General features: G+C 48.0%; 22 protein-coding genes. 17 read left to right on the top strand and 5 right to left on the bottom strand.

Going from position 1 to position 24851, the window contains the following annotated elements:
* Window positions 1-118: 118 nt before the first annotated feature.
* Window positions 119-2677, top strand: coding sequence for an Ig-like domain-containing protein (locus ACXAFQ_RS18035; RefSeq protein ID WP_474824787.1), 2559 nt, complete (start codon window positions 119-121; stop codon window positions 2675-2677).
* 78 nt (window positions 2678-2755) lie between these two features.
* Here the strand turns inward: ACXAFQ_RS18035 and astB are convergent, their stop codons facing one another.
* On the bottom strand, window positions 2756-4096 hold the full coding sequence (astB, locus tag ACXAFQ_RS18030) for an N-succinylarginine dihydrolase (protein ID WP_474824786.1): 1341 nt from the start codon (window positions 4094-4096) through the stop codon (window positions 2756-2758).
* Between the two features lie 354 nt (window positions 4097-4450).
* On the opposite strand from astB, the gene topA reads away from it, so the two are divergent.
* Complete coding sequence (gene topA / locus ACXAFQ_RS18025) at window positions 4451-7084, top strand: type I DNA topoisomerase (RefSeq protein WP_474824785.1); 2634 nt, start codon at window positions 4451-4453, stop codon at window positions 7082-7084.
* A 7-nt stretch (window positions 7085-7091) separates the two neighbouring features.
* Entirely contained in the window at window positions 7092-7643 is a 552-nt protein-coding gene (locus ACXAFQ_RS18020; RefSeq protein ID WP_474824784.1) for a DUF2058 domain-containing protein, read from the top strand.
* 62 nt (window positions 7644-7705) lie between these two features.
* Here the strand turns inward: ACXAFQ_RS18020 and ACXAFQ_RS18015 are convergent, their stop codons facing one another.
* The 3 genes from ACXAFQ_RS18015 to ACXAFQ_RS18005 form a co-directional block, all read right to left on the bottom strand.
* Window positions 7706-8683: a phosphotransferase gene (locus ACXAFQ_RS18015; protein ID WP_474824783.1), complete on the bottom strand. Its 978-nt coding sequence runs from the start codon at window positions 8681-8683 to the stop codon at window positions 7706-7708.
* Window positions 8684-8765: 82 nt separating this feature from the next.
* On the bottom strand, window positions 8766-11990 hold the full coding sequence (gene rne, locus ACXAFQ_RS18010) for a ribonuclease E (RefSeq protein WP_474824782.1): 3225 nt from the start codon (window positions 11988-11990) through the stop codon (window positions 8766-8768).
* A gap of 135 nt (window positions 11991-12125) precedes the next feature.
* Window positions 12126-12320 carry a hypothetical protein gene (locus ACXAFQ_RS18005; protein WP_474824781.1) on the bottom strand — a complete coding sequence of 65 codons (195 nt, stop codon included), beginning with the start codon at window positions 12318-12320 and terminating at the stop codon, window positions 12126-12128.
* A gap of 378 nt (window positions 12321-12698) precedes the next feature.
* On the opposite strand from ACXAFQ_RS18005, the gene rluC reads away from it, so the two are divergent.
* Both rluC and ACXAFQ_RS17995 read left to right on the top strand, forming a co-directional pair.
* Window positions 12699-13649 (top strand): 23S rRNA pseudouridine(955/2504/2580) synthase RluC, encoded by a 951-nt coding sequence (gene rluC, locus ACXAFQ_RS18000; protein WP_474824780.1) that lies wholly within the window; start codon window positions 12699-12701, stop codon window positions 13647-13649.
* Window positions 13639-14289, top strand: coding sequence for an HAD-IA family hydrolase (locus ACXAFQ_RS17995; protein WP_474824779.1), 651 nt, complete (start codon window positions 13639-13641; stop codon window positions 14287-14289). The genes rluC and ACXAFQ_RS17995 overlap by 11 nt, the downstream gene beginning before the upstream one ends.
* Here ACXAFQ_RS17995 and ACXAFQ_RS17990 read toward each other — a convergent pair.
* Window positions 14275-14913: a Maf family protein gene (locus ACXAFQ_RS17990; RefSeq protein ID WP_474824778.1), complete on the bottom strand. Its 639-nt coding sequence runs from the start codon at window positions 14911-14913 to the stop codon at window positions 14275-14277. The two genes, ACXAFQ_RS17995 and ACXAFQ_RS17990, sit on opposite strands and share 15 nt — an antisense overlap.
* A 172-nt stretch (window positions 14914-15085) precedes the next feature.
* Between ACXAFQ_RS17990 and yceD the strand changes: the two genes are divergently transcribed.
* The 12 genes from yceD (at window position 15086) to holB (ending at window position 24830) form a co-directional block, all read left to right on the top strand.
* The gene (gene yceD, locus ACXAFQ_RS17985; protein WP_474824777.1) at window positions 15086-15619 is read left to right on the top strand and encodes a 23S rRNA accumulation protein YceD; all 534 of its coding nucleotides are present in this window, start codon (window positions 15086-15088) and stop codon (window positions 15617-15619) included.
* A gap of 3 nt (window positions 15620-15622) precedes the next feature.
* The gene (rpmF, locus tag ACXAFQ_RS17980; RefSeq protein WP_070123237.1) at window positions 15623-15793 is read left to right on the top strand and encodes a 50S ribosomal protein L32; all 171 of its coding nucleotides are present in this window, start codon (window positions 15623-15625) and stop codon (window positions 15791-15793) included.
* Window positions 15794-15810: 17 nt separating this feature from the next.
* A complete protein-coding gene (plsX, locus tag ACXAFQ_RS17975; protein ID WP_070123236.1) occupies window positions 15811-16836 on the top strand; it encodes a phosphate acyltransferase PlsX in 1026 nt (341 codons plus the stop codon).
* Complete coding sequence (locus ACXAFQ_RS17970) at window positions 16833-17798, top strand: beta-ketoacyl-ACP synthase III (protein WP_474824776.1); 966 nt, start codon at window positions 16833-16835, stop codon at window positions 17796-17798. The genes plsX and ACXAFQ_RS17970 overlap by 4 nt, the downstream gene beginning before the upstream one ends.
* Window positions 17799-17847: 49 nt before the next feature.
* Entirely contained in the window at window positions 17848-18771 is a 924-nt protein-coding gene (gene fabD, locus ACXAFQ_RS17965) for an ACP S-malonyltransferase (RefSeq protein ID WP_474824775.1), read from the top strand.
* Between the two features lie 19 nt (window positions 18772-18790).
* A complete protein-coding gene (gene fabG, locus ACXAFQ_RS17960) occupies window positions 18791-19531 on the top strand; it encodes a 3-oxoacyl-ACP reductase FabG (RefSeq protein ID WP_070123233.1) in 741 nt (246 codons plus the stop codon).
* 190 nt (window positions 19532-19721) lie between these two features.
* Entirely contained in the window at window positions 19722-19961 is a 240-nt protein-coding gene (acpP, locus tag ACXAFQ_RS17955; protein ID WP_070123232.1) for an acyl carrier protein, read from the top strand.
* An 82-nt stretch (window positions 19962-20043) separates the two neighbouring features.
* A complete protein-coding gene (gene fabF / locus ACXAFQ_RS17950; RefSeq protein ID WP_474824774.1) occupies window positions 20044-21288 on the top strand; it encodes a beta-ketoacyl-ACP synthase II in 1245 nt (414 codons plus the stop codon).
* A 209-nt stretch (window positions 21289-21497) separates the two neighbouring features.
* Window positions 21498-22304 (top strand): aminodeoxychorismate lyase, encoded by an 807-nt coding sequence (gene pabC, locus ACXAFQ_RS17945; RefSeq protein WP_474824773.1) that lies wholly within the window; start codon window positions 21498-21500, stop codon window positions 22302-22304.
* Window positions 22288-23322, top strand: a complete 1035-nt coding sequence (mltG, locus tag ACXAFQ_RS17940; protein ID WP_474824772.1) for an endolytic transglycosylase MltG — start codon at window positions 22288-22290, stop codon at window positions 23320-23322. Before pabC ends, mltG begins: the two co-directional genes overlap by 17 nt.
* A gap of 3 nt (window positions 23323-23325) precedes the next feature.
* The gene (gene tmk / locus ACXAFQ_RS17935) at window positions 23326-23943 is read left to right on the top strand and encodes a dTMP kinase (protein ID WP_474824771.1); all 618 of its coding nucleotides are present in this window, start codon (window positions 23326-23328) and stop codon (window positions 23941-23943) included.
* Complete coding sequence (holB, locus tag ACXAFQ_RS17930; protein ID WP_474824770.1) at window positions 23940-24830, top strand: DNA polymerase III subunit delta'; 891 nt, start codon at window positions 23940-23942, stop codon at window positions 24828-24830. Before tmk ends, holB begins: the two co-directional genes overlap by 4 nt.
* The last annotated feature ends 21 nt before the right edge of the window (window positions 24831-24851 follow it).

Raw genomic sequence — 24851 nt, 5'->3', positions numbered from 1 at the left:
GTTCCCTAACATCAGATGATTCTTGATTTTGTTATAGCGCTAGTTTGCCAGAATCTTATCAGATTGAAATGAGAAATATTTCAGTAATGTCATTTACTAGAGGTCCAGGAAGACAACTATGAAAACACTTTCCAAGTCTCTGACGTTGTTCAGTATGCTGTTAATGTTATTTGCCTGCGGAGGCGGCGGAGGCTCACTTGAGCGCGAAACCAGCAGCGGTAACACCGGCGGAGACACGGGCACCACCACAGATCCCACTTACACAGTAACGCTTTCGCTTACCGATCAGGCTGGCGAAACTGACCGTGATTTATCTTCAGAAAATCCGCTGACTCTTACAGCGACGGTGGTGGATCAAGACGGCGCAGCACTAGCTGATGCTCTCGTTACTTTTTCCCTATCTAATGAAAACCTGGCTTCGTTTGGCAACGATACGGGTACCGCCAGAACGGATGATGCCGGTGTCGCTACCATCAACTTAACCGCCAGCACCGCCAGTGGTGATGGCCAGATTACGGCAACAACGCCTGATGGCACCACAGGCACGACGACGTTTTCGGCAACAGGGACAGGCGCAACATCAGACAACTATACGGTGACACTATCGTTAGCCAATGCTGGAGGGGAAGCTGACCGTGATTTATCTTCTGAAAATCCGCTTACCCTTAATTTTACGGCGGTAAATGCTAGCGGTAATCCGTTAACTGACGCACTCATCACTTTTACCCTGTCAAATGACGATATTGCACAGTTTTCTAACGACACTGGCACTGCTAGAACTAATGACAGCGGCGAAGCAACGATTGGGTTGCTCGTGGGTTCTTCCGCGGGCGATGGCCAAGTTACTGCTACCTTGCCGGATGGATCTACTCAAACCACCACATTTTCATCTGCGGGCGCCTCTGTTGTTACTGAAGTGCCAGCTGAAATGGAGTTTTACGCCTCTTCAGTGCTTTTACCTTCAAGTGGCTCTGATAGCGTTGAACTGATTGCTCTGGTTAAAAACTCTCAAAGTGTGCTTATGGAAGGCGTTGAGGTGAGCTTTTCTGCTCCTGCATCCGCTGGCGTAGAAATTCAACAAGTAGACGATGCCACGCTGGAAAATGGTACTGCTTCAGCATTATTGAGCACCAGTAATAATGCAGGTAACCGCTTTGTCACCGTAACCGCTACAGCAGGCGACGTAGTGCGCACCATTGAAATTGAAATAGACGGTACAGAAGTCACCATTAATGGTTCCCGTTCAATTACGATTAACGATTCTGCGACCCTTACACTTCGTGTTCAGGACTCTGATGGCACAAACATTCCAAACCAATCTATCTCATTAAGTACTGATATCGGCACGCTGTCTGCGACAGAAGTGACCACAGGCACCAATGGTCAGGCTTCCGTAACGTTTACAGGCTCTGAATCTGGAACGGCGACAATTTCTGGTACTGCACTGGGGTCAACAACAACATTTACGGTTACTGTTCAAGAAGATGATTTTGCTTTTACAACAGTGCCAACCGAAGAAGTACCGGTAGCACCAGATAATGCTTATGAAGCTGGTGATTACACCACCTTGACCGTTTCCTGGAGTAAAGACAACGCCGTTTTTGCCGGTGGTAATGTGACTTTCACAGCCTCACGCGGCGATATTCGGCCTGGTGACGAAACCGGTACCACTGATGCTTCAGGCGAAATTTCATTCGACATCGCTTCGACGAATGCTGGCATTGCTGAAATTACCGCAACTGGTAATGACGGTGCAGGTAATGAAGTCACTGCAACGGTTGAAATAGAATTTATCGCCACAGATACTGACATCATGTACGTAGATGCATCGCCGGATATCATTGGTCCTGATGGTCAAACAAGTACTATTTCCGCCATTGTTCGCGATCCGGCAGGTAATCTAGTTAAAAACAAGGTAGTTAGTTTCAATGTAAATGATACGAGCACCGGTACGATTTCACCTTCGCAAGCCACCACTGACAGTAACGGTATTGCATCTACCGTATTCACATCTGCAGCAGTAACGAGTGAAGAGTTTGTATTAATCACCGCGACTGTATTAGATGAACCAGAAGTGACGGCACAGGTTTCAATGACAGTGGGAAATCGTGCGTTTGATGTGTCAATTGGAACAGGGAACTTGTTAGGCGCCCCTGATGACACCATTTTCCTGAAAGAATTTGCTGTTTTTGTGACTGATTCTGCTGGACGTCCGATTGAAAACATTGAGTTAACGGCATCGTTGGTCCCGGTACCTACCGCTTTTAGCGGACAATATCACAAAGGTGACTGGACGTGGGATGGTACGCTATGGCGAGTGAATTACACAATATCATGCCCTAATGAAGATGATAACGATAACGGTATGCTAGACCCTCTTGAAGACGATAATGGCGATACATTCCTAACGCCTGGTATTGTCGGCTCCATAGCGTTCAAAGACGGTGTGAGTACTACCGATGCGAATGGCCAAGCAACACTAGAGGTGAGATACCCAAGAGAATATGGTGCATTTTATGAGTCGGAGATTACCATTTATGCGCAATCTACGGGTAGCGAGTCTAAGCAATCAATTCTGTATGATTACGAGGTGTTATCTACCGACCTGACTAACGAGAGTGTATCTCCACCCGACAGTCCTTTCGGAACATCTTCTGACTGTAGTGACTTCTTCTAACTAGCATTACAAATAAAAAGCCGGGTCACCTCACAGTGCCCCGGCTTTGTTTTATCTGACATTCAGTGAACTGGAAAATCAGCCCTGCTGGAACGGATAAACCGAACCTAACTGCATGATCTGGGTGAGTTCATCTAATGCTGTACGGCTTTCAATAAGCAGCTGCGGGTCGCGGAGATCCTGTTCGGATAAGCGATCGCGATAATGCTTGTCTACCCACTGGTTTAAACGGGTAAATAGTGCGTCATTCATCAATGTATTTGGGTTAGTTGCTGCAAGCTGTTGGTCATTCATTGCCACACGTAAGCGCAGACATGCAGGACCACCGCCATTACGCATGCTCTGTTTCACATCAAAGAACTTCACTTCCTTAATAGGAGAGCCCAGTGTGGTAAGGGTTTTCAGGTAATCTGAAACCGCCGCATTTTCCTCGCATTCTGAAGGCGCGATAATGGCCATATGCCCTTCAGGAAGAGTAATGATCTGCGTGTTGAACAGGTAGGTGCTTACCGCATCCTGAACAGAAACTGCACTGGTGGGCACTTCGATAAAGTGCAACGGGTTGTCACCAAATTTAGCTTTTATTTCATCGAGTACCGCAGGCGTATTTAAGAATGCTTGCTGGTGATAAAACAGCACGTTTTGGTTACCCACAGAAATAACGTCGTTGTGGAATACGCCTTGGTCAATCACGTCGGGATTTTGCTGAATATAAACAACACGTTGCTCATCGAGACCATGCAAACGCGCTACGGCTTGACAGGCTTCCATTGTTTGGCGAGCAGGGTAGCGTGTCGGGGCAGGTTTACTGCTGTCGAAGGCATAGCGTCCGTATACAAAAAGTTCTACTCCCGCTTCGCCATACTGCGAGCACAAACGCGTGTGATTCGCAGCACCTTCATCACCAAAATGTTCGTTATCTGGCAGATGTTTATGATGGGCAAAATGGGCCGTATCGGCAAAGGTGGCCTTTAAAATATTGCCAGTGACTTCAGGTTCTAGCGAACGGTGAAATTTGTTGGTCAGGTTCGCTGGCGTGAAGTGAATTTTGCCGTCGGCTGTATCTGCGCCAGGTGATACGGTGGCAGCATTTGCGGTCCACATACTTGAAGCCGAACAACACGCAAGAAAGACCTGTGGCGCTTGTTTGGCGGCTTTCTCTAAAACCTGAGCATCGGTGCCAGAAAAGCCAAGACGACGGAGCATGGCCATGTCCGGGCGTTCCTGCGGCGCGAGTACACCTTGTTGCATACCCATATCAGCCAGCGCTTTCATTTTTGCCAGACCTTGCTTGGCCGCTTCCTTTGGATTGCTTACAGCATTGGCATTGCTTTGTGATGCCACGTTGCCGACAGATAGTCCCGCATAATTGTGGGTGGGGCCTACCAGGCCGTCAAAGTTTACTTCGAATTGCTGCATATTTACGCCTCTTAACTCATAGATTTCCGTTTCTTACCGATGCTTGCTTGAATTTGAGCGATTCACCCTGATAATGCAGGCAAAGCAACGGATAAAGCGGGTTTTCTGGCTATTGGATTGGCGGCATTATACGGTTTTTACTAGGCTTGCCAACGTCGCAGGCTAAATAATGAACAGTTTGTGGCGGTATTTGAAGCAAGCGACAGAATAACTATTAAGAAGATCTTGTTTTCCATTCACTTTGTAGATATATGTTAAAAAAAGAAAGGGTAGTGCACCATCGCCACTCACTACACCTAAATATTCATTGAGACGATTTAAGTCTCTGATTACGAACAGGTTTAATCAATTTTTATGGCAAAATCACTGGTTATTGTCGAGTCACCAGCAAAAGCTAAAACGATAAATAAATATCTCGGTAAAAATTTTATCGTAAAATCTTCTGTTGGCCACGTTCGCGACCTGCCTACCAAGGCGGTGGGTAATGTCGAACCGAAAAAACCGGCAAAAGAACTAAAAACGATGAGCGACAAAGCGCGGGAAGAATACCTGCGCAAACACGAGTACCGCAAACTGGTCGATCGCATGGGCGTCGATCCAGAAGCAGACTGGCATGCCCACTACCAGGTATTGCAGGGAAAAGAGAAAGTCGTTAACGAACTTAAAAAGCTGGCGAAAGATGCTGACACTGTCTATCTCGCAACGGATTTGGACCGCGAAGGGGAGGCTATCGCCTGGCACCTGCGGGAACTTCTGGGTGAGAAAAACAAAACGTATCAGCGTGTAGTCTTCAATGAAATCACCAAAAATGCCATTCAGGAAGCTTTCTCTCATCCTGGTGAATTGAATCTTGACCGCGTGAATGCGCAGCAAGCCCGCCGTTTTCTTGATCGGGTTGTGGGGTTCATGGTGTCGCCACTGTTGTGGAAAAAGATTGCCCGTGGCTTGTCAGCCGGTCGTGTACAGTCGGTCGCCGTGCGGTTGGTGGTTGAGCGTGAGCGCGAAATTAAGGCTTTTGTACCGGAAGAGTTCTGGGATATTCATGCCGATGTTGCAGCTAGCAAGGCACAGCAACTGCGTATGCTGGTGGCCCGCTACCAGGACCAGCCTTTCAAGCCGAAGAACAAACAAGAAGCGGATACTGCGGTTGGCCATTTAGAAAATGCAGCGTACGTGGTGGAAAGCCGCGAATCCAAACCAACGCAGAGCAAGCCTTCCGCGCCATTTATTACATCGACGTTGCAACAGGCGGCGAGTACCCGTCTGGGTTTCGGTGTTAAGAAAACCATGATGCTGGCCCAGCGTTTATATGAAGCCGGTCACATTACCTATATGCGTACCGACTCCACGAACCTGAGTCAGGAAGCACTGGATAATTGCCGCGCGTACATCGACGAGAATTTCGGTGCTAAGTATCTGCCTGCTTCGCCAATTCGCTACGGCAGCAAAGAAGGCGCTCAGGAAGCTCACGAAGCAATTCGTCCTTCAAGCGTAAAAGTACAGGCAGCATCTCTGAAAGACATGGAGAGAGACGCACAGCGCTTGTATGAGCTTATTTGGCGTCAGTTTGTTGCATGTCAGATGACAAACGCTAAATACGATGCCACAACGATTCGTGTTGCCGCTGGCGATTATGAATTAACGGCAAAAGGTCGCGTACTTAAATTCGACGGTTGGACTAAGGTACAGCCGCAAATCCGCAAGAAAGGCGAAGAAGAATTACTGCTACCCGATGTGAAGCAGGGAGATACCCTGGATCTTAAAGCACTGGATCCAAAACAGCATTTCACTAAGCCTATTGCCCGCTTTAACGAAGCATCGCTGGTTAAAGAGTTGGAAAAGCGTGGAATTGGCCGTCCGTCTACTTACGCGAGTATCATTTCTACTATTCAGGATCGCGGTTATGTGCGTCTTGAAAATAAACGTTTCTATGCTGAGAAAATGGGTGAAATCGTTAACGATCGTCTGATGGAAAACTTCGACGATTTGATGAGTTACGACTTTACCGCGAACATGGAACAGCACCTCGACGATATCGCCGAAGGAAAAGAAAACTGGAAGCAAGTGCTGAATAGCTTCTACACCGATTTCTACGGCAAACTGCTGAAAGCAGAGAAAGATGCTGATGAGGGCGGTATGCGTCCGAATCAGGCAGTGCCTGCCGGTATTACCTGTGACAAGTGCGGCCGCGAGATGAATGTGCGCACGGCTTCTACCGGTGTATTCCTTGGCTGTTCAGGTTACAACCTGCCGCCGAAAGAGCGTTGTACTAACACCATGAACCTGACTCCGGGTGAAGAAGTGGTGAAAGTAGACAACGAAGAGGAAATGGAAACTGAAGCGCTGCGTGCTAAACGTCGCTGTGACATTTGTGGTACGGCGATGGACAGTTATCTGGTTGATGAAAAACGTAAGCTGCATGTGTGTGGTAACACGCCAACCTGTCCGGGTACGTACGTCGAGGAAGGCACGTTCAAAATTAAAGGCTATGACGGTCCGGTTATCGAATGCGATAAATGCGGTAGCGACATGGAACTCAAAAACGGTCGTTTCGGCAAGTATTTTGGTTGTACCAACGAAGAATGTAAGAATACCCGTAAGTTGCTGCGTAACGGTGAAGCCGCGCCACCGAAGGAAGATCCGGTAGATTTACCCGAGCTGCCCTGCGAAAAATCTGACGCGCATTTTGTGCTGCGAGATGGTGCATCAGGTATTTTCTTAGCGGCCCATAATTTCCCTAAATCCAGGGAGACTCGTGCGCCGAAAGTGGAGGAACTTGCTCGCTTCCGTGACAGAATTTCGCCGAAATTCCAATATCTGGCCGATGCGCCTAAAGCAGATCCAGACGGTAATTTAGCCATTGTTCGCTTTAGCAGAAAGACAAAACAGCAGTATGTCATGTCTGAAAACAGCGAGGGCAAATCTACGGGCTGGTCTTCATGGTATGAAGGTGGCAAGTGGGTCGATCAGGACAAGAAAAAGAAGTAGGTGATTCGTGGCTTCATTACAAGATCAACTATTGAAAGCGGGTTTGGCGAACAAAAGTTCAGCCAAACAAGCCCGGGCGGATAAGCGCAAAAAACAAAAGCTGAAAAATAAAAATCAGCAAGTTGAAGCGGATGCCGCCAAAATTGCTGCCGAAAAAGCAGCGGAAGAGAAAAAAGCGAAAGACCGCGCCCTGAATGCTGAACAGCAACAAGAGCGCGAAAAGCGTTCGGTGATTGCGCAAATTAAACAGCTTATTAATGTGAATAAGCAAGAGCGTAAAGGCGACGTGGTATTAAACTTCACTCACGACAATGTGGTAAAACGCATGTACGTGAGTGAAGAAATGCATCGTCAGGTCACAAAAGGCCGCTTGGTTGTGGTGTTACTCGATGAAGCATATGAGCTGGTTCCAACACCCGTTGCAGATAAGATTGCGCAACGTGACGAGAGCTTTGTGATTTATCGCGCCGTTTTGGATACCAAAGACGTTGACGGTAAACAAGAAGACGAAGAAGACTGGTATGCGGATTATGAAATTCCGGACGATTTAACCTGGTAAAGGTTCAATTGACGGTATTCATCGCCTCGTCTTTGTTTACTGTTACAACTATTCTCAATTCATCACAGGCCATTCAGTGCGCTTTTACAAGCATCGCTGAGTGGCCTGTTTAGTTTCCAGTGGTCTGGACTCCAACCGGCCAGAAATCGGTAGAAATCTGCGCACGCAAGGTTGTATAAACCTCGCCATTCAGTGATTAATTTCGAAGCGTCCACCGAGGGGTGTTTTCTGTTTAATGTCTGCTGCAATGCGTTAAAATAAACGTTGAGGCAGTGTGCTGTTGTATCGCGCTGTTCCTGTTCCGACAACGCACTACCAATAAAATAGGCCACATCTTTCACACCCACACCGTAACCTGTGTATTGAAAATCTACTGCTGCACAGTGTGATAAATCTTCGGTGAAACAAAAATTCGCGACTTTGGCATCGCCATGCAGTAGCGTCTGATATTTTGCATTTTTCAGTGCGCTGGCAATGGTAGATGCCTTGTCTTTTAACTCGCCAGCTTCCATCGCATGCCATTCATCCTGCCGGGTATTCAAGTGCCAATATGTCCCTTCTTCCCATACGTGTTCGTCTTCCAGGCCCAGGAAGCTGGCATGAAATTCAGCCAACCAGATAAGTACCACTTCACATTGCGTTGTTGATAAAACACTTTCGCGGCGGCTGAACCCGGCTGCATCTAAATCTTCGAGGATTATTAAATGGGAATCCTGTTCCTGACATCCGCCTGCATAATCAGGAACCCGACACTGGTTATTTGTGTGCTTTTGTAAATGCTTATAGAAATGGTGTTCAACTTCAAACGATCGCAACTTTCGTTCATGAGACGCAGATGTTTTCCACCCCTTCGGATGAGAGGATGCCTGCTCTGGCTTTACACATTTAATGACAACCGGTTCATGGTTTTGTACTGAAAATGCGCGGAAACATGCGCCGTAGCCGCTCCAAAGTGTTTGGATATGTTGTGGGTTTTCGAACTCTAGATCAGAAACTTGATTTAGCCAGTTCAGGAAGGGCAAAAGAGGGCTATCAGACATACTGCTCACTTTGACAAACAAATAAAAAAAGCCGTACTACTAAGAGTACGGCCCTATCGCGTTTATTCAACTGTTAAGGTAATTATACTTCAGCTGTTTCTTCCGCTGTTTCTGCTTTGCTCTGACCTGGCAATGTCATGCCTGCAGAGGCAGAAGATGTTGCCTGGCTGATTGATGCGGCTTTGCCCGAAACCATCAGGGCAGGGCGAGCATCATCTGCTTTTGCCGTCAATGCAACATCATTGAATACGGCATCAACAGACGCAGGTAACGTCATCGGATGAGAAACGTGCTTACGACCACGGCTGGAAGTGGCAACGAAAGCAGGTTGGGCCTTTTCTGCTACCACCGGTTTCTCAGCTTCTGCTTTTACTTCTGCTTCAGCAACTTTTGGCGCTGCTGTCGCTTCTTCTGCAGGAGCTTCAACTTCGTTAACCTCGGTTGTGGCTTCTGGTTCTGCTTCAACGACTGCAGACGGCGCAGCTTGTTCCGCTTTATCTGCGACACGCGCTTCTTCAACTGCTTCGGTTTTAGCTTCCGCTTCAGCATTGTCGTTCAGGTTAATTTCTACCTGTTCTGGCGACACATCCGCAGAAACAACTTTATCACCTTCAACCCGCACGCGTGGTTTAGCTGATTTAGGCTTCTCTTCAGTTTCAGGATGAGCAAGTTCAAAGTTAAGCTGGTCCTGTGCAGGCGCATCAGCTACCGCTTCTTTAACGTTGTCTTGTTTTTCCTGAACTTCAGTGTTCGCAGGCTTGCTGTCGCCAGAAACATGGCTAGTTGATTCAGCGTTGACTGTTTCTTCAGCTTGCTCAGTCACAACAGGAACTACAGGAGCATCATTTTGCTCGTTGTTTTCAGCAGCGCTTGATTGCTCTGCATCATCAACAGGCGTTTGCTCTTTCTTACGGCGTTGACCGGCAGCACGAACATGACGTGGAGAACGGCGTGAACGTCCACGGCTTTCACGTTTCTGACCCGCTTCTTCACCATTTGTCGTGTCTGTTGTCGTGTCACCTTCGACTGTTACAGCAGATTTTTCCTGAGTTTTAGTCACTTCAGGTGCTTTATGCTCTTCAACGTTTGGCGCGTCAGTGGTTTTTACTTCTGAAACTGCGTCAACCGGTGCAGATTTAGCTTCTGCTGCAATAGCTGGCGTCTCTTCCGTATTTTGAGTGTGTTGCGCACCATCTTTATTTACGCGAACACTACGGCGCTTGTCACGACGCTTACGACGCTCTGCAACCTGCTTCTTACGTTCTGGCTGCTCCTGATTGTCGTCAGCATTTTCCACAGCGGCATTCTGCTGCTCTGGTTTACTCTGCTTGTTTTCCTGAGGCTTACGACGGCTCTTAGTACGATTACGCTTGTCATCCTGACGCTTCTGTTGCGACTTGTTTTCATCGTTTACATTGCGTTCATTGCGGTCGGTACGCTCACCACGCTCGTTGTTATCAGACTGCTGCTTTCCACCACGGCGGTTACGGTTGTTGCGTGGCTTGCGGTTGCGGTTGTCTTTATTTCGAGGCGGTCGTGAAGATGTCTTCTTCTCTGTTGACTCTTCTTTAACTTCTTCTTTCTCGTCGCTACCCAGAATGGAAGAAATCCACTTACCCAGTTTGGTAAACAGGTTGCCACCATTTGCAGTTGGCGGGGTTTGTGGCGCGGCTGGGGTAGGAGCGGCTGCAACGGGAGTAGGTGGCGCCTGAGTTGGTGCAACTAGTCCTTTAAGTGCCGGCTCTTCACGTTTAGCTGGTTGTGCAACAGGCTGATACTTTTCAGTTTCTTCCGGCTCTTTCAGGTCAACATCATAGCTGGCGTCGGTGATGACTTCGTCAGGGCGGTGACGAATCACTTCATAATGTGGTGTTTCAAGATGCGGATTCGGGATCAGCAGCAATGAAACGCCGTGACGTTTCTCAATAACGTTGATGGACTTACGCTTTTCGTTAAGCAGGTAAGTGGCCACCGGTACCGGCAGTTGGGCTTCAATCTGACCGGTGTTGTCCTTAATACTCTCTTCTTCGATGATGCGCAGAATAGACAGTGCAAGAGACTCTGTACCACGTATAGTCCCATGACCAGAGCAGCGAGGGCACACGTGGTGCGCAGATTCACCCAGAGACGGACGTAAACGCTGACGGGACATTTCCAGCAGGCCGAAGCGTGAGATACGACCCAGTTGAACACGGGCACGGTCAGAACGCACCGCGTCCTGCATGCGCTTCTCAACTTCGCGCTGGTGACGTACCGGAGTCATATCAATAAAGTCGATAACTACCAGACCACCCAGGTCGCGCAAGCGTAACTGACGAGCAATCTCGTCTGCAGCTTCAAGGTTGGTGTTCAGTGCGGTTTCTTCAATATCGCCACCCTTGGTTGCGCGGGCAGAGTTGATATCGATAGAGGTAAGCGCTTCGGTTGGGTCGATAACAATTGAACCACCGGAAGGCAAACGCACTTCACGCTGGAACGCGGATTCAATTTGGCTTTCGATTTGGTAATGGCTGAACAGCGGCACATCGCCTTTGTACAGTTTTACGCGGTTTGCGAAATCAGGGCGAACCAGCTCAATGTGCTGCAGTGCTTGCTCATAAATGCTGGTTTTATCAATCAGAATTTCGCCAATGTCACGGCGCAAGTAATCGCGAATAGCGCGAACAATGACATTACTTTCCTGATGAATAAGGAAAGGTGCAGCACGATTTTCAGCAACTTCAGAAATGGCGTCCCAATGCTTAAGCAGAACCCGTAAATCCCACTCAAGTTCTTCATATGATTTACCTACACCCGCGGTACGCACAATTAAGCCCATACCGTCTGGCAAGTCGAGGCGGCTTAGTGAATCTTTCAGGTCGTTACGTTCGTCACCTTCGATACGACGTGAAATACCGCCGGCACGAGGGTTATTTGGCATCAGTACCAGGTAACTACCTGCTAATGACAGGAAAGTCGTCAGGGCGGCGCCTTTCTGGCCACGTTCTTCTTTATCAATTTGAACAATAACTTCCTGACCTTCCTTGATCACTTCTTTGATGTTTGGACGGCCTTCGAATTTGTAACCTTTCGGGAAGTAAGTGCGGGCAATTTCTTTTAGAGGGAGGAAACCATGACGTTCTGCGCCGTAGTCTACAAAGGCAGCTTCGAGGCTTGGCTCAACACGGGTAATCTTACCCTTGTAAATGTTAGCTTTCTTTTGCTCATGCCCCGGGCTTTCTATATCAAGATCATATAACCGTTGCCCATCTACCAGGGCAACGCGCAACTCTTCTTGCTGAGTTGCGTTAATCAACATTCTTTTCATTGTATCTAACTCTGTTTTTTGAACAGCCGCTTAGACACAAAATCAAAATGACACGTGCAAATACGCGTCACCCAGCCTCACGGCTGTGTGCGGGATTTGTTGTTTTCGCCGTATTACTCATATTGTCGGCACAGGTTATTCAGGTGCCTGACGGATAATTGCGAGTGTCGGGAACGACAAGCCCTTACTGTCTTTTATATTCTCACCCCTTTTGTTGCCAGGGGCGAAGGTCAATTCAATTCTGTTTGCTAAACGGCGAACTTTATTTTCATCAGTTGTGCTGAGGTTCTGGAGGTTTTGTGCTGCCCCCATGGAACCGGACGAATGCATTTATTCAGTTGTCCGCACACTATTATGGTTCATTACTTAAGTTCGAACCGGATTTTGCTAAGCAAGTGTACTGCAAAATCCTCGTGATTATCTCACCATACTCACGATATTAGCAAGCACAGTTATGCTGCTTTTGTACTAAAAACCAGCATTTAAAGTGTGGTTTTTTATAAGGGGCGTAAATAAACCACGTTTTGAACAGGTTTATGACATTTGATTCATGTGATGAGGTGAGTTTAAAGAGGAAGCTAAATGAAAGAATAATGATTCTTGCGACCGTGGTGAAATATCTGGATTGCTCACTCGACGGGTAACATTTTAATACTGTCTGCTATTTAGCTTTAGCGTAAGTCGGGGGGCTCAGGTATACTGCCGCCCATGAAAGAAGAACTTCCTCAAAAAGTACGCTTTGTGACCATCGAGTCCGATCTCGCCGGTCAGCGTATCGATAATTTCCTGCGCACTCAGTTAAAAGGTGTGCCCAAAAGTATGATTTACCGTATTTTGCGAAAAGGCGAAGTGCGGGTAAATAAAGGTCGTGTAAAACCTGAGTATAAACTGCAGGCAGACGATTTGGTTCGTATTCCACCTGTACGGGTGGCGGAAGAGAAAGACACGCCTAATCCAAAACTGGAAAAAGTGGCCGAGCTGGAAAACTGTATCCTGTTTGAAGACGATCGTATTTTAGTCATCAACAAGCCTTCCGGTACGGCGGTTCATGGTGGCAGCGGACTTAGTTTTGGGCTTATTGAAGGGCTGCGTGCATTGCGCCCCGATGCCAAGTTCATGGAACTGGTTCATCGACTCGACCGCGATACCTCCGGCTGTATTCTCATCGCCAAGAAACGTTCGGCATTGCGCCACCTTCACGCTCAACTGCGGGAAGGCCAAATGGATAAACGTTATCAGGCGCTGGTTGCCGGGCAATGGCCTGAAAACCGTTTTAAGGTTAAAGCACCACTATTGAAAAACGTGCTGCAATCGGGTGAACGTCTGGTAAGTGTAAACGAAAACGGCAAGCCATCGGAAACTCGCTATCGCATTCTAACCCGCTACGAAAATGCCACATTGGTAGAAGCATCGCCTATAACTGGCCGTACGCACCAAATTCGTGTGCACTGCTTGCACGCTGGTCATCCCATTGCTTGCGATCCAAAGTATGGTGATGCGGACTTTGACCAGCAAATGAACCGGGCTGGGCTAAAACGCCTTTTCCTGCATGCCGCAAGTATTCAGTTTCTGCATCCGGGCACCGAAGAACAAATTCGTTTTCAAGCCCCATTAGATGCTCAACTTAACAACGCACTAAAGCAGTTAAATGAAGTATAAATTTATTATTTTTGACTGGGATGGCACGCTGATGGACTCGGCGGCCAAGATTGTAAATTGTATGCAGCTGGCTGCAAAACAATGTGGTGTCGCTATTCCTTCTGCAGAAGAGGTGGGGGGCATTATTGGCATTAGCTTGCGCCCAGCCATTCAGAAACTGTTTAACACCACCGACGAGGTGCTAACGGATCAATTGTTTGAAGCGTATAAGAATACCTTTATCGAGCAAGATCAAACGCCAAGCCCCATGTTTGATGGCGCAGATACGTTGCTCTCAGCATTGAAAGCAGACAATCGCACATTGGCTGTGGCTACCGGCAAAGCGAGAAGAGGGCTTGATCGTTGTTGGAATAATACCGGCACGGGCGTCTATTTCAGCTATTCGCGCACAGCCGATGACGCTGCATCTAAGCCGTCACCCGATATGATCCTCCAATTACTGGCGGAAGCGGGCGTAGCGCCGGAAGAGGCGGTAATGATTGGCGATACTACGTTTGATATGCAAATGGCCCGTGATGCTGGCGTTGATCGCATTGGTGTTTCTTTCGGCGTACATGCCCAGGTGCATTTAGAAAATTATGCCCCTCAAACCATTGTTCACAGCTTAGGTGAACTGCAAGCGTATCTACTGGCCCATTGATGTGGCCAGCGTCAGCAGGTCGATATTAAATTCGGCCAGCATGTCACGCAGTAGCATAACCGGAAGCCCAATAAGCGCATTGGGATCTCTTGAATCGATGCGTTCGAACAGCAGCACGCCTTTGCCCTCGGATTTAAAACTGCCAGCGCAATCGTAAGGCTGCTCATTGTGAAGATAAGCATCTATCTGTGCATCGCTCAGTTCCCTAAACCAAACCTGTGTCACATCGGTATCGGTGATAACTTTACTCGTTTGGGCATGATGTACGGTTAATGCTGAATAAAAGGTAACGCAACGTCCACTACACATTTGTAATTGTTCGCGGGCTTTTTCAAAGCTGCCTGGTTTACCTAACTGATGAAGCTTATCGTTTACGCAAACCACAGCAACCTGGTCGCTGGCTATAATAATGCTATCGGCATGATGGCCTGCAATTTTTGCCGCTTTGACGTTCGCGAGTCTTTCCGCTAATGCCTGTGGCAATTCGTGATCATGGGCAGATTCATCGATGTCTGGGGCAATGGCTTCAGCGGTAATACCTAGCGAGGCAAACTGTGCCTGACGATATTTCGATGAACTAGCAAGAATAAAATTCGGATATTGTTTTGTTGTTAGCGAGGGCATAGCAGACCGGGAAAGAAACTAGTTAACAGGCCGCTAGTAGGCCATATTTCATGGATTATTGCTAATATTGGGCTTTGTAAACATGCAAAACCCGTTGGAACCGTGGTTAATAGCGGTGATTGGCGATTAATCTTTTGACACAGACTAACCAAATCTATAATATGCGCGCCCTATGCAAAAAGTGAAATTACCTCATACCGTCGATCCGGTCAAAAGTGCCGTTAAACGCTCCGATTATCGAGGCGTTATCGCCACCAAAGAGTTGGAACGATTGAATGAAGCTGTTGTCAGCTGTGATGAATGGGTGAACGCCGAAGTACAGTTCGAAAAAGACGCGCAGGGTCTTACTGTCTTTCACGGTCATCTGGATACACAGGTAACACTTGTCTGCCAACGGTGTAATGGCGAGTTTAACCACTCCCTTTATACTGAATTCTGTTTTAGCCCGGTGCAGGGGAAAGATCAGGAACAGGCAGATGCATTACCCGAAGCTTATGAACCGGTAGAGGTCAACGACCACGGAGAAGTTGATTTATTTCAATTATTTGAAGATGAATTGATTATCTCATTACCTATCGTAGCCCTTCATGCAGAGGAGGATTGCGAAGTGGGTGAAGACGATATGACATTTGGTAAAATCGACCCGGCTAATGAGCGACCAAACCCTTTCGCGGTTTTGAAAGAACTTAAGCGAGACCAGGAGTAAGTTATGGCAGTACAACAAAATCGTAAAACACGCTCTAAGCGTGGCATGCGTCGTTCACACGATGCATTGACAGGCGCGACTTTGTCTGTCGATTCAACGTCGGGTGAAACACACCGTCGTCATCACGTGACCGAAGACGGTTACTATAAAGGCAAAAAAGTAATCGCCCGCTAATCAGTAGGTGACAACTTTTGTCTAAGCTAACCATCGCGTTAGATATCATGGGGGGCGATCATGGTCCCCCTGTTATCCTTTCCGCATCCCTCAAAGCCATCCGGCAACACCCAGATTTTAATTTCATTCTTTGCGGCAAGCAGGAAATTATTGAACCTGTTGTAGCCGATCTATTGCCTGAGCAACGTGCCAGAGTCACCATCGAGCATTGTGAAGATGTGGTCGAAATGGGTGATGCCCCCGCTTTTGCGTTACGTAATAAAAAACATTCTTCGATGCGACGCATTATCGAGCTGGTGGAATCTGGTGAAGCCGACGCGTGTGTGAGTGCGGGAAATACCGGTGCACTTTTAGCACTGGCTTATTACTTCCTTAAAACATTACCGGGCATCGACAGACCCGCGCTGGTATCGGCCATGCCCACAGCAAGCCAGCACAAGGTGTTTTTGCTCGACCTCGGCGCGAACGTAAACTGTACCTCAGAAACCTTGTTTCAATATGGGGTGATGGGCAGCGTACTGGCTCAGGAAGTGTCGGGCATTGAAAAGCCCAGAGTCGCGTTGCTGAATGTGGGTGAAGAAGACATTAAGGGCAATGCGCAGGTTAAAATTGCAGATCAGATGTTCCGCGATGCAGAAGCGCTGAATTACATTGGCTATGTAGAAGGCGATGATATTTTTACTGACCATGCTGATGTAGTGGTAACCGACGGTTTTACCGGCAATGTGGCGCTTAAATCTACCGAAGGTTTAGCAAAACTGGTTATAAATGAAGTAAAAAGGCAATCTCAAATGAACCTTTTGAGTCGTTTGATGGCCAGAATAGCGTTGCCGCTACTCAAAAGCATCTACAACAGGGTGAACCCCGACCAGTATAATGGGGCGAGTCTGTTAGGATTGCGCGGCATTGTAATCAAGAGTCACGGAAACGCTTCCGCTGACGCTTTTTACTACGCGATTCATCAGGGTATGCGTGAAGCCAAAATGGGCATCCCTGAGAAAATAAAAAGTAAAATAGAAACGGTATTGTTGGAGCAGCTTTGAGCAATTATTCACGAATTATCGGGACCGGCAGTTATTATCCAAGTGAAGTGCGAACCAACGCCGACCTGGAAAAAATGGTCGATACCAGTGACGAATGGATCACTGAACGCACGGGCATAAAAGAAAGACGTATTATTGGTGCAGACGAGACTGCAGCCACCATGGGATTCGAAGCCAGTAAGCACGCCATCGAAGCGGCGCAAATCGACCCCAAATCTATTGATATGATAGTGTGTGCCACGACCAGTGGTGCCCATGCCTTCCCAAGTACAGCCTGTGAAATTCAGGCTATGTTAGATATCAACGGTATTCCTGCTTTTGACGTAGCAGCGGCATGTGCAGGCTACTGCTATGCGTTAAGTGTTGCTGACCAGTACATCAAAACAGGCATGGCAAAGCGCATTCTGGTAATTGGTACTGACTGCCTTACTCGAATGATGGACCCCACCGATCGCGGTACTATTATCTTATTCGGTGATGGTGCGGGGGCAACAATCATCGAAGCCAGTGATGAGCCAGGCATTTTATCTACCCATATTCATGCTGCCGGGTCATACGGAGAGCTGCTGTATGCCGGTAATCCACAACGTGGTAATGCGGCGTCTGTAGAAGAAAATTGGTGTTCTATGAAAGGCAACGAGACTTTCAAAGTCGCCGTTACCAAGTTATCTGAAACCGTAGAACAGACACTGGCGGCCAATAACATGGCTAAATCTGATCTGGACTGGTTAGTACCACATCAGGCAAACTTCCGAATTATTAAAGCCACGGCAAGAAAACTGGACATGTCTCTTGACCAGGTCGTGCTTACTCTAGAAAAATATGGCAATACCTCAGCAGCGACGGTACCCACTGCATTAGATACCGCGATCAGAGATGGCCGCATTAAACGTGGCCAGCATTTACTGCTTGAGGCGTTTGGTGGCGGTTTTGCCTGGGCTTCTGCACTTGTCAGATATTGAGCCCACGCAACATATCCTGCTGATATAACGATAAGAATAAGGAAACTTTATGACTCGTACAGCCTGTGTATTTCCGGGACAAGGCTCCCAATCTGTAGGCATGTTAAAAGAACTGGCGGAAAATTACCCAGTTGTTATCGAGACTTTTGCTGAAGCTTCAGATGTGCTGGGTTATGATCTGTGGGATCTGGTTCAGAACGATGCCGATGGCAAATTGAACGAAACCCATATTACTCAACCCGCATTGCTGACAGCGAGTTTCGCAATTTGGCGTGTTCTTCAGGAGAAGGGTATAGAGGTTGACTACCTGGCTGGTCACAGCTTGGGTGAATATTCAGCGCTAGTTTGTGCCGGTGCCATTGAATTCAAAGACGCCGTTAAACTGGTTGAAGCTCGTGGACAGTTCATGCAACAGGCAGTGCCTGCAGGTGCGGGTGCTATGTACGCCATCATCGGTCTTGACGACGAGACCATTGCGGATTGTTGTCAGCAAACGGCTATCGCTACGGGTGATGTAGTCGCTCCAGTTAACTATAACTCACCAGGTCAGGTGGTTATCGCCGGTGAGAAAGTAGCCGCAGAGCAAGCCGCCAATGCGTGTAAAGAAGCGGGGGCTAAACGCGCTTTACCACTCGCCGTGAGCGTGCCTTCACACTGTGAATTAATGCGTCCTGCTGCTGATCAGCTTGACGATGCACTGGCTGCCATTACCATTAGCGAGCCTGTTATTCAGGTGGTTAATAACGTTGATGTGAGCGTTGAATCTTCAGCAGCTGCTATTAAAGATGCATTGGTGCGTCAGCTTTATTGTCCGGTACAGTGGACCAGTACTGTAGAGTTTCTAGCGGCGCAAGGCGTTGAAAAAATCATTGAAGTCGGCCCGGGTAAAGTGCTTACCGGTCTGACCAAACGCATCGATAAAGCATTGACCAGTGTAGCGGTGAATACACCAGAAACACTGGCTGATCTATAATCTGACATGTAGGAAAAACATGACTCAATTATCTGGAAAAATTGCCCTGGTAACAGGTGCGAGCCGCGGCATTGGTAAAGCGATTGCCGAAGCACTTGCTGCACAGGGGGCGACCGTAATTGGTACCGCAACCAGTGAAAACGGTGCAGCGGCTATCAGTGAGTACCTGGCTGCCAGTGGCGGAAAAGGACTGGCGCTGAATGTGACTGACAAAGCGTCTGTAGAAGCGTCTCTGAAAGCGATTGCTGACGAGTTTGGTGGCATTGATATCTTGATCAACAATGCGGGCATTACCCGCGATAACCTGCTAATGCGGATGAAAGATGACGAGTGGCAGGATATCATTGATACTAACCTGAGCTCTATTTTCACACTGTCTAAAGCAGTGCTGCGCGGCATGATGAAAAAGCGTTATGGCCGCATTGTGAACGTAGGTTCTGTTGTAGGTAGTTCGGGTAACGCCGGACAGGCAAACTACGCGGCAGCGAAAGCCGGTGTGATTGGCTTCTCTAAGTCGATGGCCCGTGAAGTTGCTTCCCGTGGTATCACGATTAACGTGGTTGCCCCTGGTTTTATCGACACAGATATGACGAAAGCATTGACAGATGACCAGCGAGAAGCGATCTTTAAGGACATCCCGGCGAACCGTCTGGGCGCACCTGAAGAAATTGCATCAACGGTTGCTTTTTTAGTCAGTGATGGCGCTGCCTATATCACTGGCGAAACAATCCACGTTAACGGTGGAATGTATATGAACTAAGCTGCATTTGCAGCATTTTCGAGCCAAGGTCTTGTTTTAACAGGGTGTTGGTGTTAAAAATTTGTATAAGTATTGGTTAGTTGCTGGTTTGACCACAGTTTTTACATGACTTGGTACTTGCAAGGAGAGACCTTGCAAAATAAACTAGCGGCACTTTTTTATCTAGTGACGTTAAGGGAAACCTAGAATTATGAGTAACATCGAAGAGCGCGTAAAAAAGATCATCGTAGAACAGCTGGGCGTTAAAGAAGAAGAAGTAAAAGCTGAAGCTTCCTTCGTTGATGATTTGGGCGCAGATTCACTCGACACTGTTGAGCTGGTAATGGCTTTAGAAGAAGAGTTCGATACTGAAATTCCTGATGAAGAAGCAGAGAAGATCACTACCGTTCAATCTGCTGTAGATTACATCAACGCAAACAAAGACGCTTAATTAGCTGTCTTGAGATTTGCGAAAACGGCTCTGTTAAGAGCCGTTTTCGTATCTAACGTTCAATCCAATACGAGGGCTTTTTGTGACAAAACGTCGCGTAGTGGTTACTGGCATGGGTATGCTGTCACCGTTGGATTCTTCTGTTGAAGGAACCTGGGCTCGTCTGTTAAAAGGCGAAAGCGGTATCGGTGATATCACCTTATTCGATTGCAGTAACTATTCCACTCGTTTTGCCGGTCAGGTCAACGATTTCGACCCGCAAGATTACATCGAAAAAAAAGAAGCAAAAAAGATGGATCGGTTTATTCAGCTGGGTATTGCAGCGGGTAAACAAGCTTTGGCCGATTCAGGCTTAGCAATCACTGACGACAATGCATACCGTGTAGGTGTAGCAATTGGTTCAGGTATTGGTGGTCTCGAACAAATCGAACAGAACCACACTAAGCTGACGAACAGCGGTCCAAAACGCGTTTCGCCATTCTTTGTGCCTTCTACGATTACGAATATGATTTCTGGCTTTCTGTCTATTATGGAAGGTCTGAAAGGTCCGAACCTGAATATCGTGACAGCGTGTACTACAGGTGTTCACAATATTGGTGTTGCGGCCCGTACCATCGCTTACGGTGATGCCGATGCCATGCTGGCCGGTGGTGCTGAAGCGTCTATCACACCGTTAGGTGTTGCCGGATTCGCTGCAGCCCGTGCATTGTCTTCAAACAATGACGCGCCACAGCAAGCGAGCCGTCCATGGGATAAAGACCGTGATGGTTTTGTCATGGGCGAGGGCGCTGGTGTGATGATGCTGGAATCTTATGATTCGGCAGTAGCCCGTGGTGCAAAAATCTACGCTGAGCTGGTTGGTTTTGGCATGAGCGGCGATGCCTATCACATGACGTCGCCACCGGAAGACGGTGATGGCGCGGCACGCTCTATGGAGAATGCACTGCGTGATGGCAACATCGATGCTGCAGACATTGGTTATATCAATGCCCACGGTACCTCTACGCCTGCAGGTGATATCGCAGAAGTTGCTGCGGTTAAGCGTGTATTCGGCGACCACGCCAAGAAGGTGCTGGTTAGCTCTACCAAGTCCATGACGGGTCACCTTCTGGGTGCGGCAGGTTCTGTTGAAGCTATCTTCACCGTACTGGCGCTGCGCGACAGAATGGCACCGCCAACGATTAACCTGGACAATCCAGGTGAAGGGTGCGACCTGGATTTTGTGCCTCACAAAGCCAAAGCATTCAATGAATCACTGGCACTGTGTAACTCGTTTGGCTTCGGCGGAACGAACGGCTCACTGGTCTTTAAACGTCTCGACGACTAATTTAAAGGCGAAAGCATTGAAAGGCAGCTAAACGCTGCCTTTTTTGTACCTTAATGGGTTATGCGTAACCATTCTCCGCCGCTCCCTGATGCATTCAGTGGGAAGTAACATCAATCTCAGTGCCATCGGTTTGATTGCCTACTCCGCACACTGTAATTAACAGCTTGTACTGATATACTCCCTCCCATATTTATTTATTTCACATTCAAATGACGCAAAAGCTATATCAGGACAGGGCATTCCATTACGGCGACGGATTATTTACCACCATGCGAGTGGAAAACGGCAGGGTGAGCCTTTGGCGTTATCATTTGGCGCGTTTAGAGCACGACAGTTCTCGTCTTGGTTTAAAGCTCGATTTATCATATTTATCGCAAAACGTTGCAGCAGCAGCTGACCAGCTTAGTAACGGTGTACTCAAGTTACATATTTCTTCTGGCGTGGGTGGCCGAGGTTACGCACGACCTGAACATCCGGATATGCAATATCGTCTTTCAGAGCATGCTGTACCGGCCCATTACGCGAAATGGCGAACTGAGGGCATCACTACCGAAGTGAGCAAGGTTAAGCTCGGCTTACAACCATTGCTGGCGGGGATAAAACATCTGAACCGGCTCGAGCAAGTATTAATTAAGCAACAAATGCGGTGTGATGATGCCATTGTGTGCGATATCCATAATCACCTCATAGAAGGCAGTGCCAGCAATTTGTTCTGGATGATGGACGGTCAGTGGGTGACGCCCGCCCTTGACCAATGCGGTGTTGCTGGCGTGTACCGGGCATTTGTTCTTGATGTACTTAAAGCGCAGGGAACTGCAGTACAAACCGGTCATTTTGATGTTGCATCACTGGCGCACGCATCTGCGGTGTTTCTTTGTAATACCTTGATGGGGGTTGTGCCCGTCAATGCCGTCGAGCATCACTCTACATTAACCCGTTTCGACAAGTCGCCTGTATTAGATTTACAAGACAAGATTAAAGCCGCTTACGAGAGGGAAAATGAAGCGACTGATTAGTATTACAGCGATATTGTTTACGCTGCTGGCATTTGGTTCTGCGCTGGCATTCTGGGTGCTTAAATCTGTGAATGCGCCGCTCACCGTTAGCGAACCTGCATTATTTGTTGTGGAACCAGGCAGTTCTGCTATTTCGGTAGTGCGAAAGCTGGATAACGAAGGTTATGCTGATACCCCGGAAGTGGTGGCCAAAATCTGGTTGAAGCTTGATGAGCAGGCCCGCGCCGTTAAAGCCGGTACCTACCAGCTTCAGCCTGATATGTCGCTACTCGATGCCCTGTATCTGATTGCGCGTAACGAGGAATTTCAGTTTTCCGTAGGACTTGTCGAAGGCTTTACACTCAAGCAATGGTTAGCCGTACTAGAGAATGTGCCATCGCTTAAGCAAGACATTGCCTCGGTTGACGAGGTGAGCGGATTAGTCGCAGCCACAGACGTTGTCACTTCAGAGGGCGCGTCGGTTGATAGTTACCCGGAAGGACTGTTTCTTGCCGATACCTATCATTACACCGCAGGTGCTTCGGTTTCCGGTATTTTGAAACGTGCAAATAACGCCATGTCTGCATACCTGCAAACTGCATGGGAACAACGTCAGCCAGGACTGCCGTACGATACGCCGTATGAAGCGCTAATCATGGCGTCTATTATTGAAAAGGAAACCGCTGTTGCAGACGAGCGACCGCTTATTTCCGGGGTGTTTATCAACCGTTTACAGAAAGATATGCGGCTGCAAACCGACCCCACGGTGATCTATGGATTAGGTGATAACTTCGATGGCAACATAACCCGTCGACACCTGCGCGAGAAAAACCCCTATAACACGTATACGGTAAGTGGTTTGCCACCAACGCCCATCGCGATGCCAGGTAAACCCGCGATTGATGCAGCCTTGCATCCTGCTGTGACCGATGCGCTGTATTTTGTATCCAGAGGCGATGGCACTCATGTTTTTTCTGCCACGTTAGAGCAGCACAATCAGGCCGTGAACGAATATCAACGAAACATGAGTAGTAAGTAAACTATGTCAGGTAAATTTATTGTCATTGAAGGCCTAGAAGGCGCAGGTAAAAGCTCTGTTATTGAGGTCGTACGCAACTTTATTCAGGCACTGGGTCAAACGTGTGTTTGCACCCGTGAGCCCGGCGGCACGCCTATGGCTGAAGCCATTCGAGAGTGCGTGAAAGGCGATTGGCAGGAAACCGTTGTCGAAGAAACGGAGCTGATGCTGATGTATGCCGCTCGCAGACAGTTGCTGGTGAATGTGATTCATCCGGCAATGGCCAAAGGCGAATGGGTGCTCGGTGACCGCCACGATATGAGCTCATTGGCTTATCAGGGCGGTGGCAGACAAATACCTGAAGATAAATTGATGGCACTTCGTACATTGTGTTTGCAGGGCTTTGAACCAGACTTAACATTGTATCTTGATGTCGAGCCCGAAGAAGGTTTGAAACGTGCCCGGGGCCGTGGTGAACTCGATCGTATTGAACGTTCGGGTATGGATTTCTTCCAGCGAACCCGTGACAAGTATTTGCAACTCGCGCAAGCATCTTCCAGTACCGTTACAATTAATGCCATGCAGCCTATGGCAAAGGTACACGAGGATGTGGTTGCCGCGTTGGAGGCTCGATTGGCATGATGCTGCCCTGGTTCCAATCGGTTTATTCGCAGTTTATACGTCGTCTTCAGTCGCAGACATTGCACCATGCGTTACTACTTTCTGGTCCAGTAGGATTGGGTAAGGCTGCATTGGCCGATGAATTGGCCAAATCACTGCTGTGTAAACAATTAACTGCGCAGGGCAGTTGCGGCGCGTGTCAAAGCTGTCAGTTGTTTGCTGCCGGGAACCACCCAGACTTTCACCCTTTGGTTAGTGAAAAGCAAATTGGGGTAGATACCATTCGTGGCGGCATTGCAAAACTCTCAGGCACCGCGCAGCTCGGTCACAACAAGGTACTAGTCATACATCACGCCGATACCATGACAGAAGCCGCTTCAAATGCCTTGTTAAAAACCCTTGAAGAACCGACCACTAATACCTATCTCATACTCTTAGCCAGTAAATTAAATGCGTTGCTACCCACAATTCTTAGTCGTTCTGAGAAGCACATACTCAAGTTACCAGCAGAAGGTGAAACACTGAGCTGGCTAGCCGGGCAGGGGCACAACGATGTCACGCCTGCCACAATAAAAGCATATGGCAATGCGCCGTTTTTAGTGAAAGCCAGTTTGGAAGATGAGTCAAAAGGGCTCTCATTCAGTGAATTCCAGGAAGGCATTGGTAGGTTGATGTCGGGGACTGATTCGTCTGTGCAGCTCGCATCCAAATGGCAGGATAGTGGTAAGCAAGTGGTAAGTTGGCTGCAATCCGCTGCCCATGAAAAGTACGTACAAAGTTATTTGCCAGCCGATTACGACGCGTATTCTTACTGTCAGCAGGCGCTGAAACATTTTGAGCACCCGGGTGTGAATAAAACCGTTATTCTTACCGGCGTGCTGGATGTATTCGCGGTAAATCCTCTTTAAATTTTTATAATAAGGTAAGTC

This window comes from Alteromonas sp. ABH2_165, from assembly GCF_056159945.1.
This window is presented reverse-complemented; position numbering and strand designations above follow the sequence as displayed.